Genomic DNA, 11,470 nt, shown 5'->3' on the forward strand with positions numbered 1-11,470 from the left:
TATGGCGGCAGGGGCCGGTCGCGAGGCATTCTGGGGTGATGGCAACGGCATGGACCAGCCACTTTGTGCCTGCGTTCACAAATAGCTACCGTATTGCCATCGACCCGCGCGGACCGGATATCGAACACCCCTGCGTTCGCAAGGTCAAGAGTTGAGCTACGAAAGTATGTACGCCGATGGCGGGCCGGATGCGGCCCGCTGACGAGGAGAGCCAGCGTGGTGGCAGAGCGGGGCCGGCGAAACGGGGCCCAGGCCGCGCACAAGCGCGGCCGGGGAGCCGCCAGGGCCACTCCCGACGCCGACAACGCTCCGACCGCGGAGATGCCCGCGGTCGACGCGGGTAACGGCGCGACCGGAGAGGGCGAGGCCGTCAGGGCCAAGGCCATCCCGGAGGCAGCGGTCGCCCGCCTTGCCGTCTATCTACGGGTGCTGTCCGGCATGGCCGACCAGGGCGCGACGACCGTCTCCAGCGAGGAGCTCTCCGCCGTCGCCGGGGTGAACTCCGCGAAGCTGCGCAAGGACCTCTCGTACCTCGGCTCCTACGGAACGCGCGGCGTGGGTTACGACGTGACCGTGCTGGTCGGGCAGATCGAACGCACGCTGGGGCTGACCCGCAAGCACAAGGTCGCCGTGGTGGGAATCGGAAACCTGGGCCACGCGTTGGCCAACTACGGTGGCTTCCCCGGTCGCGGGTTCCCGGTCGAGGCGTTGTTCGACGTCGACCCCGATCTGGTCGGAGTGCCGGTCGGTGGCCTGCCGGTGTCGCATCTGGACGACATTCCCGCGGTGTGCACCGAGCGGCAGATCTCCATCGGAGTCATCGCGACCCCGCCGACGGCGGCGCAGTCGGTCTGTGACCGCCTGGTCGCGGGCGGGGTGCAGTGCATTCTGAACTTCGCCCCTGTGGTTCTGCAGGTGCCCGAGCATGTGGAGGTGCGGAAGGTGGATCTGGCCGTTGAGCTGCAGATCCTGTCCTTCCACGTCGCCAGGCGCGCGGATATCGCGGAGGCGGCGGCGTCGGCAGCGGCAGCGACCAACGGAGCCTCGAGTGACTCGCGAGTACCGACGGCGAAGCTGGGCCTTGGCAACGGATTTGTGAGGCAAGAGACATGAGTGTGCTGGCCATCGGGCTCTCGCATCGGACGGCGGACCTGACGCTGCTCGAGCGGGCGGCCGTATCCGCCGACGAGCTCGGCAAGGTGCTGCATGAGCTGCAGAAGGCGCAGCACATCTCCGAGGTGATGCTGGTCTCGACCTGCAACCGCATCGAGGTCTACGCGATCGTGGAGACCTTCCACGGTGGCCTGGCCGATGTGGCGGACGTACTGGCCCGGCAGGCGGGCATGGAGCCCGCACAGCTCTACGACAACCTGTACGTGCACTACGCGGGCGCGGCGGTCGAGCACGTGTTCTCGGTCGCGTCCGGCCTGGACTCGATGGTCGTCGGCGAGACGCAGATTCTCGGCCAGGTCCGTGCTGCCTACGCCACCGCGGGCGAGGCGGGAACCGTGGGCAGCGCGCTGCACGAGCTCGTCCAGACCACGCTGCGCGTCGGCAAGCGGGTGCACTCCGAAACCGGCCTGGACGCACTTGGTGCTTCGGTGGTCTCCGAGTCACTCGCGGCGGCCGGCGACCTGACCGGCCGTCACGCGCTGGTCATCGGAGCCGGCTCGATGGGTGCGCTCGCGGCCTCCCAGCTGCGCAAGGGTGGAATCGGTTCGGTCACCGTGGCCAACCGAACCGAGAGCAACGCGGTCAGGCTGGCCGCATCGGTCAGTGAGTCCGGGATCCCGGCCACTTCCGTGCCGATGAGCGACCTCGCGGGCGCCGTCGCGCGGGCCGACGTCGTGGTCAGCTGCACCGGGGCGCAGCAGGCCGTGCTCACCACAGAGCACGTGACCGAGCGTCCGGAGCGGCCACTGGTGATCTGCGACCTCGGGCTGCCGAGGGACGTCGACGCCGCCGTGGCAGGAGTGGCCGGCGTCGAGGTGGTGGACCTCGAGACGGTCCGCCGCCGGATGAACGAGGCAGGGGCGCATACCGAGAAGCAGATCGCGCGGGCCGCGGGGATCGTGCTGGACGAGGTGCGGGAGTACCTGGCCGGCCAGCGCAGCGCGGAGGTCACGCCGACCGTGACGGCTTTGCGCAAGCGTGCCGCCGAGGTGGTCGACGCCGAACTGCTGCGTCTGAACAACCGCCTGCCCGACCTCGACGGCGACGTTCGCGAGGAAGTGGGCCGCACCGTGCGCCGGGTGGTGGACAAACTGCTGCACGCACCGACCGTGCGGGTCAAGCAGCTGGCCGCCGAGACCGCGGGCACCGACTACGCCACCGCGCTGAGCGAACTGTTCGGGCTCGACCCGCAGGCGCCCGCCGCCGTGTCCAGTGTCGCGGCGACTGCCAAGCACGACCAGATCGACATCCACGGTGTCCGTAATGGACCGTCGCATGTGGACGACGGGCGGACGCGCGTTTCCGATGAGACTGACGGTGAAAACTGATGACACGGACCATCCGGATCGGCACCAGGGGCAGCAAGCTCGCCCTCGCCCAGACCGGCACCATCGCCAAGATGCTCGAGGATGCCGGGCAGCCGGTCGAGATCGTCAGGGTGTCCACGCCGGGGGACCGGTCGAGCGCCCCGATCGCCGAGATCGGTGTCGGCGTGTTCACCTCCGCGCTGCGTGAGGCACTGCTGGAGAAGCGGATCGACGTCGCGGTGCACTCCTACAAGGACCTGCCGACGGCACCGGAGAGCGGCATCGTGCTGGCCGCCGTCCCGCCCCGCGCCGACCCGAGGGATGCCCTGATCGCCCGCGACGGACTGACACTCGGGGAACTGCCTCCCGGTTCGGTCGTGGGAACCGGATCGCCACGCCGGATCGCGCAGCTGCGCGCGCTCGGTCTCGGCCTCGAGGTCACCCCGATTCGCGGAAACATCGATACCCGGATCGGCAAGGTCACCAGCGGCGAACTCGACGCGGTCGTGCTCGCCAGGGCCGGCCTGTCCAGGGTGGACCGGTTGCACGACATCACCGAGACGCTGGACCCGATCCAGATGCTGCCCGCGCCGGCCCAGGGTGCGCTGGCGGTGGAGACACGTGTCGATGAGGTGGACATAGAACATCTTCTTCAATCCATTGTGGATGACGAAGTGACGAGGGTCGCCGTGACCGCGGAGCGCGCCATGCTGGCCGCGCTCGAAGCCGGTTGCAGCGCACCAGTCGGCGCACTGGCCGATGTGGTGGAGGACCTCGACGAGAACGGTTCCGTTGTGGAGCGAATCTCGTTGCGTGGGGTCGCCGCCGCTGGGCTCGACGGGATCGGGGCGGGCTCCAGCCCGGTGGAGATCCTGCGTGCATCGGCCGTCGCCGAAAAGAGCGAGGCAGAGCAGCTCGGCCGGGATCTGGCCGCGGAGCTGCTTGACCTCGGAGCCGGAATGCTGTCCGGTCCGGGGCACAACTCGCGCTGAGAAGGGTTGGTGCGAGGCGTGAGGTCCGCGCGCATCCGCCAACAGTGACGAACACGCCCAGTAGAGATACGGCCGCACGTGATCGCCATGGCCGCTGATGAGGAGAAATACAAACATGACCCGCGCACGAAAGACCACGGGGCGAGTCGCCTTCGTGGGCTCGGGCCCCGGGGACGCCGGACTGCTTACTGTCCGCGCCCAGGAGTTGCTGGCCAAGGCCGACCTGGTGGTGACCGATCCGGACGTGCCGTCCGGAGTGCTGACGTTCGCAGGTCCGGAAGCCGAGGTGCGTCCCGCCGTCGGTGAACCGGGCGACGTCGCCAAGGACCTTGCCGCCGAGGCCAAGGCAGGCAGGCTGGTGCTGCGGCTGATCGCGGGCGACCCGCTGACCCAGCCCGCGGTGGTGGCCGAGGTGCAGGCCGTGTCCAAGACCAGCGCCGTCTTCGACGTGGTGCCCGGAGTGTCGCCAGGCGCGGCGGTTCCCGCCTACGCGGGTGTCGCACTCGGTGGCACGCACACCGAGGTGGACGTTCGGTCCGAAGTGGACTGGGGCGCGCTCGCGGCGACACCTGGCCCGTTGGTGCTGCACGCGACGTCCAGCCACCTCGCCGAGGCGGCGTCCGCGCTGGTGGAGAAGGGTGTTCCCGCCCAGACCGCGGTCGCGGTCACGTCCAACGGCACGATCAACACCCAGCGCACGGTCGACAGCACGCTGGCTTCGCTGTCCGCCGACGCGGGCGAGCTCGTCGGGCCGCTGGTCGTCACCATCGGCCAGGAGGCGGGCAACCGCTCGAAGCTCTCCTGGTGGGAGTCGCGCGCACTGTACGGCTGGAAGGTGCTCGTTCCGCGCACCAAGGAGCAGGCGGGCGACATGGCCGACCGGCTGCGTAGCCACGGCGCCACCTCGCACGAGGTGCCGACGATCTCCGTCGAGCCGCCGCGCAGCCCTGCGCAGATGGAGCGCTCGGTGAAGGGGCTCGTCGACGGCCGCTACCAGTGGATCGTCTTCACCTCCACCAACGCGGTGCGCGCGGTGTGGGAGAAGTTCGAGGAGTTCGGCCTGGACGCGCGCGCGTTCTCCGGTGTGAAGATCGCCTGCGTCGGCGAGGCCACCGCTGAGAAGGTGCGTTCCTTCGGCATCATCCCGGAGCTCGTGCCCTCCGGTGAGCAGTCCAGCGAGGGCCTGCTCGAGGAGTTCCCGCCCTACGACGACGTGCTCGACCCGGTGGACCGGGTGCTGCTGCCCCGCGCCGACATCGCCACGGAGACCCTCTCCGCGGGCCTGCGCGACCGGGGCTGGGAGATCGACGACGTGACGGCGTACCGCACGGTGCGTGCCGCGCCGCCACCCGCCGAGACCCGCGAGATGATCAAGACTGGCGGGTTCGACGCGGTGTGCTTCACCTCGTCGTCCACGGTCCGCAACCTCGTGGGTATCGCCGGAAAGCCGCACACCCGGACGCTCGTAGCCTGCATCGGCCCGAAGACGGCCGAGACGGCGACGGAGTTCGGCCTGCGGGTCGACGTCCAGCCGGAGACGCCGAACGTCATCGCACTGGTCGACGCGCTCGCCGAGCACGCTGCCCGCCTGCGGGCCGAGGGCGCACTGCCCCCGCCGCGCAAGGCCAAGCGCGCCCGCCGTTCCTGATCCACGGCATCAAGGGCCACCGTGGCCACCGGCGAGGCACCCCCTCCCAGTGACCACGGTGGCCCTTCCCACGTCCCCGCCCATCGCCAATGCGGCGTTTGGGACGTTGGAGTTCCCCAATGCCACATTGGGGACGTTAGATGTCCCGAATGCCACATTGGGGAACTCCAAGTTCCCGAATGCCACATTGGGGGCATCACCGCCTCCGCGGCCGCCGGAGTACCGTCGCTGACGTGTTTCCCGAGCATCGCCCGCGGCGTCTGCGGGTCACCCCAGCCATGCGGCGCCTGGTCAGCGAGACAACCCTCCGGCCGCGCCAGCTGATTCTGCCCATGTTCGTCGCAGAGGGCGCCGATTCGCCCCGGCCCATCTCCAGCATGCCGGGCGTCGTGCAGCACACCCGTGACTCGCTGCGTAAGGCCGCCGTTGAGGCGGTCGAAGCAGGCGTCGGCGGTTTGATGATCTTCGGCGTCCCCAGCACGCGCGACGCCACCGGTTCGGGGGGCTTCGACGAGCACGGCATCCTCAATGTCGCTCTGCGCGACCTGCGTGCCGAACTCGGCGACAGCACGGTGCTGATGGCCGACACCTGCCTGGACGAGTTCACCGACCACGGGCACTGCGGTGTGCTGGACGCACAGGGCCGAGTGGACAACGACGCCACCCTGCAGCGCTACGCCGAGATGGCGCTCGCGCAGGCCGAAGCGGGCGCGCACCTGCTAGGGCCGAGCGGCATGATGGACGGGCAGGTCGGCGTGATCCGCCGGGCGCTGGACGACGGCGGCTTCGTCGACACCGGCATCTTCGCCTACTCCGCCAAGTACGCCAGTGCGTTCTACGGCCCCTTCCGCGAGGCAGTGGACTCCCAGCTCAAGGGCGACCGCAAGACCTACCAGCAGGACCCGGGCAATGCCCGGGAAGCGCTGCGGGAGATCGAACTGGATGTCGCCGAGGGTGCGGACATGGTGATGGTCAAGCCCGCGCTGGCCTACCTGGACGTCGTGCGGGCTGCCGCCGAGGCGTCCCCGGTTCCGGTCGGCGCCTACAACATCTCCGGCGAGTACGCGATGGTCGAGGCGGCCGCCGAGAAGGGCTGGCTGGATCGGGAACGCACGGTCCTGGAAATGCTCACGTCGATGCGCAGGGCCGGAGCGGACATGATCCTCACCTACTGGGCCGCCGAAGCCGCCACCTGGCTCGCCGACTGACGCCGGTCACCCCCCAGCCCTCCCGCACCAGCTAGGAGTGTCTGCAAGTACGCCCAAGCAAGATCAACTCCGTCGCTAACTACCACCAAGTGAGATCGAGCCGAGTCAGCTTGGGTGTAGAAAACAGCGAAATGGATCTTGCTTGGGCGTACTTGCAGACGCGCCAACTACGGGGGTGGGGACGGCCGTCAATCGCGGGTCGGTCGACGGCGTTACCCCGGCTCCTCGCCGGTAGGGTGCTCTGCGTGACTACTCCGGACGAATCGGACGACCAGCGGCGGGCCGACGGTCTGCCGCCCGCGCCTCGGATGCCCGGGGACGCACCGAGGGTGGTGGATCCGCCCAAGCTGGTGAACGTCTCCTTCGGCCTGTGGATCGCGTCGGGTGTAGCCATGGTCCTCGGATACGTCGTGACGCTCGTCAACAAGGACGAGATCGTCGCCCAGCTGCTGGAGATCTCCGGCAACAACGAAATCAGCGAGGAGCAGCTCGCCTCCGGCACCACCAGTTTCCTCTGGGCCGCGCTGGTCGGAGCGATCGCCTTCGCCGTGATGTTCGCGCTGTTCGCCTACAAGGCGCGCGAGGGCACGCGCTCGGCTCGCACCGTGCTCACGGTGCTCGCGGTGATCACGATGCTCTTCCAGTTGCTGTTGTTCGGTCATCGCCTGTTCGGCAGCCTCTCCGCGCTGCTCGCGGCCATCGCCGTCGTGCTGCTCTACCTGCCGAGCGTCACCGGCTACTTCCCGAAGATCCCGAAGTCACTGTCATGACCACGGCAGGCGAGGAGCCGGTGCTCTACCGCGAGCCGGGCTCCGGTCTGGCTCCGCTGTTGTGGGGACCGATTTTCGCGCTCGTCGGATTCCTGTCCGAGGTGGTGCTCGGCGGCCCGACCCACCCGGTGCCCTGGACGCTGATCGGCCTCGCCCTGCTTGCCATGACCGCCCTGTGGGTCTACGCGCGGCGCCGGTTCCTCGCGGTGCGGCTGACCCCGTCGACCCTCTGGCAGGGACGGGAACCGCTGCCGGTGCGGCGCATCGTCGAGGTGGACGACGTCGGCGCGCCGGTCGGTGCCACCGTGCTCGGTGGTGGCTGGACGGTCCCCCGCAAGTACGACGAGCTTCCGCTCCGGCTCGACGACGACTCCGTCGTGGTGGCGTGGGCCAAGGACGTCGAGGCACTACGCGCTGCCCTGCACGAGACCCGGCGCACATGAGATCATGCACGGCATGACCGAGGTCGCCGCCGGACCGGCCGGCTCCCCAGCGTGGCCGGCGGAACCGCCACCGCCCAGCGAGCGGCTACACCAGCCGTGGCGCGCGTTCGTCGCGCTGTTCGAGTTGGGCCTGGCCGGCCTTTCGTTCTGGTTCGCCACGCTGTGCTGGTCGAACGTCGTCGTCCCGGTGGTCCTGCGCCTCGGCGACGGCACCGAGCTGACCTCCACCAGGTACGAGGGCGACTGGGTGGCGGGTGCGATCGCCCTGGGCGCGCTGGCCTGCCTGCTGGTGGTGGACGCCGTGCGCCAGCTGCTGCTCGCCGTGCGCGCACGCCGCAGGCCGAGCAAAAAGCACCGCAAGGACGCCACCACCGGTTGACAGTGGTGGCGAATCCGGCGCGGGAGTCCCTTGACTCTGACACCGTGTGAGGCCGTCCACTCGGAGGCGTCATGTTCACCATCGGAGATTTCGCCAGGCACGGCGGGGTTTCGGTCCGGATGCTGCGGCACTACGACGCGATCGGCCTGCTCCGCCCTGCCAGAGTCGACCAGTACAGCGGCTACCGCTACTACGGGGCAGCTCAGCTGACGCGGCTGAACCGCATCGTCGCGCTCAAGGGTCTCGGCTTCACCCTCGAGCAGGTGCGGGACATGCTCGACGAGCAGTTCAGCGTCGAGCGACTACGCGGGATGCTCACGTTGCGCCGGGCAGAGCTCGAAGCGGCACTGGCCGCCGACACGGCGCGACTGAACCAGGTCGAGGCGAGGCTCCGAACGATCGAGAGCGAGGGCAGCATGATCGCCGCCGACGTCCTACTCAAAAGCATCCCGGCCGCCACGGTGGCCGAACTGACCGGCATCGCCGCCGACTTCCGGCCCGAGGACATCGCGCCGGTCGTCCAGCCGCTGTGCGCGGAGTTGTTTCGGCGGCTGGAAGGCACGACGATCACTCCAACCGGGCCACTGACCTGCTATTACGAGAGGACGTCCGACGCGGAGGGCAAGGTCGTCGTGCACGCGGCGATCCCGGTGACCGGTGCGGTCGATGACCCCAACGGCCTGACGATCACGACCCTGCCTGCAGCCGACAAGGCGGCCGTCCTCGTGCACCGGGGGTCGATGGACGACTGCATGCCGAGCTGGCAGGCGATGGCCCGCTGGATCGAGGACAACGGGTACCGGTCGACCGGCTTTCCACGCGAGGTCTACCTGGGGTGTCCCGCCGATCCGGACGAGTGGGTCACGGAGCTGCAGGAGCCGGTCACGCCGGTGTGACCGGCGGCTCGTTTGCCCGGCAGCCCAGCTCCCGTGACGGCTGCCGGGCGGAGCTCCGCCGCGATTTGCGAGACTGGGTGTCGTGACACAGCCAGTTGATGAGTCCAAGGCATGGTTCGAGCGCGCGAGCGTCGCCACGCCCGGCGGGGTCAACTCGCCGGTGCGGGCGTTCAACTCGGTCGGCGGCACCCCGCGGTTCATGGCGGCCGGTGACGGCGCCTACCTGACCGATGTGGACGGCAACCGGTATGTCGACCTGGTTTCGTCCTGGGGGCCGATGATTCTCGGGCACGCGCACCCGCAGGTCGTCTCCGCCGCGCGGGCGGCCGCATCGGAAGGCCTCTCGTTCGGCACCCCGACCGTCGGCGAGGTGGAGCTGGCCGAGGAGATCATCGACCGGGTGGATCCCGTCGAGCAGGTCCGGCTGGTGAATTCCGGTACCGAGGCGACGATGAGCGCCATCCGGCTGGCCAGGGGATTCACCGAGCGTTCGAAGATCATCAAGTTCGCGGGCTGCTACCACGGTCATGTGGACGCGCTGCTCGCACAGGCCGGTTCCGGAGTGGCGACACTGGGCCTGCCGGCCTCGCCCGGCGTCACCGGCGCGCAGGCCGAGGACACCATCGTCCTGCCCTACAACGACATCGAGGCCGTCCGGCAGACCTTCGCGGACGCGCCGGACACGATCGCGGCGATCATCACCGAGGCCGCGGCGGGCAACATGGGTGCGGTCGCGCCGGACCCGGACTTCAATGCCGCGCTACGCGACATCGCACACGAGCACGGCGCGCTGCTGATCATGGACGAGGTGATGACCGGCTTCCGGGTCTCCCGCAGTGGCTGGTTCGGTCTCGAACGGGTCGCCGGTGACCTCTACACCTTCGGCAAGGTCATGTCCGGTGGACTGCCTGCCGCCGCGTTCGGCGGGCGCGCCGACGTCATGGCCAGGCTCGCCCCGACCGGCCCGGTCTACCAGGCGGGCACCCTCTCCGGAAATCCCGTCGCGGTCGCGGCGGGGCTGGCCACGCTGCGTGCCGCTGACGAGTCCGTGTACCGCGCGCTGGACGCCAACTCCCAGCGCCTCGGCGCCCTGCTGGGAGAGGCGCTGACCGCCGAGGGTGTCCCGCACAACGTGGCGTACGCGGGCAACCTGGTGAGTGTGTTCTTCCGCGAGGAGCCGGTGCGCAACTTCCACGACGCGGCCGCCGCCCGTACCGACTGCTTCCCGCCGTTCTTCCACGCCCTGCTCGAACGTGGGGTGTACGCCCCGCCGAGCGCCTTCGAGGCGTGGTTCGTCAACGCCGCCATGGACGACGACGCGTTCGAGGCCATCGAGGCCGCGCTGCCGTTCGCGGCTCGCGCCGCGGCGCAGGTCGTGCAGGCATGACAACGACCATCGTGCACGTGCTGCGCCACGGCGAGGTGCACAACCCGGACGGGATCCTCTACGGGCGGCTCGCCGGTTTCGGCCTCTCGGAGACCGGACGCAAACAGGCAGTGTCCGTAGCGGAGGCGCTGTCCGGGCACCAGCTGGTGCACGTCGTGGCGTCCCCGTTGCAGCGGGCGCAGGAAACCGCGGCCCCGATCGCCGCCGCCCATCGGCTCGACGTCGACACCGACGACCGGCTGATCGAGGCGGACAACCAGTTCGAAGGCCTTCGAGTCTCGGTGGGTGACGGTGTGCTGCGTCAGCCGAAGCACTGGTCGAAGTTGTGCAACCCGATGAAGCCCTCGTGGGGTGAGCCCTACGCCGAGATCGCGCAACGGATGCTCGGGGCCGTGCACGCGGCCCGCGCGAAGGCCGAGGGGCACGAGGCGCTCTGCGTTTCGCACCAGCTCCCGGTCTGGACGCTGCGCCGGTATCTGGAGGGGCGTCCGCTGTGGCACGACCCCCGCAGGCGGCAGTGCTCACTGGCGTCGCTGACCAGTTTGGTCTTCGAGGGTGAAACGCTGGCCGACATCGTCTACAGCGAACCCGCGGGAGCCAGCGACCCGACTAAGACCGGTGCCTGACATGAATACGAGAAGAGCGCGAAAGGCCGGCGCGGCACTGTGTGTGGCGGTGCTGGTACTGGCGGGATGCACGTCGGGAGACGACGCCGTGTCCCAGGGCAGCACGTTCGAGTTCGTCTCACCCGGCGGCAAGGTCGACATCTTCTACGACGATCCGGACCGGCAGTCGCTGGAAATCACCGGTGAGGACCTGTTCAACGAGGGCCAACAGCTCTCCACGGCGGACTTCCCCGATGACGTGATCGTGATCAACCTGTGGGGCCAGTGGTGTAACCCCTGCCGGGCCGAGGCGCCGGAGTTGCAGAAGGTCTACGAACAGACCAAGGACGACGGCGTGATGGTTCTGGGGATCGACCTGCGGGACCCGAACCGGCAGGCCCCGATCGACTTCATGCGCGACCGGGACCTGACCTATCCGTCCATCTACGACCCATCAGGGCGGACCCTGCTACAGCTGTCCGGATACCCGCGCAACATCGTGCCTTCGACGATCGTGCTGGACCGCCAGCACCGGGTGGCCGCGGTTTTCCTGCGCACGCTGCTGGCGAGCGACCTGCTGCCGGTGGTCGAGCGCCTCGCCGCCGAGCGCCCCCCAGCCGCGGCGGCGGCGGCGCCCCCGAGCCGCTGAGCGGTGCCGCGTC

At 69.4% G+C, this 11,470-nt stretch carries 12 protein-coding genes; all 12 read left to right on the forward strand.

Annotated features, from left to right (window positions below; all coding sequences use genetic code 11):
* Positions 1-216 precede the first annotated feature (216 nt).
* Positions 217-1,113, forward strand: coding sequence for a redox-sensing transcriptional repressor Rex (locus tag D0C15_RS06485; RefSeq protein ID WP_245975604.1), 897 nt, complete (start codon positions 217-219; stop codon positions 1,111-1,113).
* A complete protein-coding gene (locus D0C15_RS06490) occupies positions 1,110-2,501 on the forward strand; it encodes a glutamyl-tRNA reductase (protein WP_116041688.1) in 1,392 nt (463 codons plus the stop codon). The genes D0C15_RS06485 and D0C15_RS06490 overlap by 4 nt, the downstream gene beginning before the upstream one ends.
* Positions 2,501-3,472, forward strand: a complete 972-nt coding sequence (hemC, locus tag D0C15_RS06495; RefSeq protein ID WP_116041690.1) for a hydroxymethylbilane synthase — start codon at positions 2,501-2,503, stop codon at positions 3,470-3,472. Before D0C15_RS06490 ends, hemC begins: the two co-directional genes overlap by 1 nt.
* Before the next feature lie 115 nt (positions 3,473-3,587).
* Positions 3,588-5,120, forward strand: a complete 1,533-nt coding sequence (locus D0C15_RS06500; protein ID WP_116041692.1) for a bifunctional uroporphyrinogen-III C-methyltransferase/uroporphyrinogen-III synthase — start codon at positions 3,588-3,590, stop codon at positions 5,118-5,120.
* Between the two features lie 233 nt (positions 5,121-5,353).
* Positions 5,354-6,328, forward strand: coding sequence for a porphobilinogen synthase (gene hemB, locus D0C15_RS06505; protein WP_116041694.1), 975 nt, complete (start codon positions 5,354-5,356; stop codon positions 6,326-6,328).
* Positions 6,329-6,573: 245 nt separating this feature from the next.
* Positions 6,574-7,098, forward strand: coding sequence for a hypothetical protein (locus D0C15_RS06510; RefSeq protein WP_116041696.1), 525 nt, complete (start codon positions 6,574-6,576; stop codon positions 7,096-7,098).
* Complete coding sequence (locus tag D0C15_RS06515; protein ID WP_116041698.1) at positions 7,095-7,541, forward strand: hypothetical protein; 447 nt, start codon at positions 7,095-7,097, stop codon at positions 7,539-7,541. The genes D0C15_RS06510 and D0C15_RS06515 overlap by 4 nt, the downstream gene beginning before the upstream one ends.
* A gap of 13 nt (positions 7,542-7,554) precedes the next feature.
* Positions 7,555-7,920, forward strand: coding sequence for a hypothetical protein (locus D0C15_RS06520; protein WP_116041700.1), 366 nt, complete (start codon positions 7,555-7,557; stop codon positions 7,918-7,920).
* Between the two features lie 71 nt (positions 7,921-7,991).
* Complete coding sequence (locus D0C15_RS06525) at positions 7,992-8,816, forward strand: MerR family transcriptional regulator (protein WP_116041702.1); 825 nt, start codon at positions 7,992-7,994, stop codon at positions 8,814-8,816.
* Between the two features lie 82 nt (positions 8,817-8,898).
* Positions 8,899-10,203: a glutamate-1-semialdehyde 2,1-aminomutase gene (hemL, locus tag D0C15_RS06530; protein ID WP_116041703.1), complete on the forward strand. Its 1,305-nt coding sequence runs from the start codon at positions 8,899-8,901 to the stop codon at positions 10,201-10,203.
* The gene (locus D0C15_RS06535) at positions 10,200-10,829 is read left to right on the forward strand and encodes a histidine phosphatase family protein (RefSeq protein ID WP_116041705.1); all 630 of its coding nucleotides are present in this window, start codon (positions 10,200-10,202) and stop codon (positions 10,827-10,829) included. Before hemL ends, D0C15_RS06535 begins: the two co-directional genes overlap by 4 nt.
* Position 10,830: 1 nt before the next feature.
* Entirely contained in the window at positions 10,831-11,457 is a 627-nt protein-coding gene (locus tag D0C15_RS06540) for a TlpA disulfide reductase family protein (RefSeq protein WP_116041706.1), read from the forward strand.
* Positions 11,458-11,470: the final 13 nt, after the last annotated feature.

Origin of the sequence: Amycolatopsis palatopharyngis (assembly GCF_003385185.1) — a bacterium.
GTDB classification, from domain to species: Bacteria; Actinomycetota; Actinomycetes; order Mycobacteriales; family Pseudonocardiaceae; genus Amycolatopsis; species Amycolatopsis palatopharyngis.

Coding starts and splice junctions, on each gene's coding strand:
- D0C15_RS06490 (WP_116041688.1), top strand. CDS start 1,110: ATGAGTGTGCTGGCCATCGGGCTCTCGCATCGGACGGCGGACCTGACG.
- hemC (WP_116041690.1), top strand. CDS start 2,501: ATGACACGGACCATCCGGATCGGCACCAGGGGCAGCAAGCTCGCCCTC.
- D0C15_RS06500 (WP_116041692.1), top strand. CDS start 3,588: ATGACCCGCGCACGAAAGACCACGGGGCGAGTCGCCTTCGTGGGCTCG.
- D0C15_RS06515 (WP_116041698.1), top strand. CDS start 7,095: ATGACCACGGCAGGCGAGGAGCCGGTGCTCTACCGCGAGCCGGGCTCC.
- D0C15_RS06520 (WP_116041700.1), top strand. CDS start 7,555: ATGACCGAGGTCGCCGCCGGACCGGCCGGCTCCCCAGCGTGGCCGGCG.
- D0C15_RS06525 (WP_116041702.1), top strand. CDS start 7,992: ATGTTCACCATCGGAGATTTCGCCAGGCACGGCGGGGTTTCGGTCCGG.
- D0C15_RS06535 (WP_116041705.1), top strand. CDS start 10,200: ATGACAACGACCATCGTGCACGTGCTGCGCCACGGCGAGGTGCACAAC.
- D0C15_RS06540 (WP_116041706.1), top strand. CDS start 10,831: ATGAATACGAGAAGAGCGCGAAAGGCCGGCGCGGCACTGTGTGTGGCG.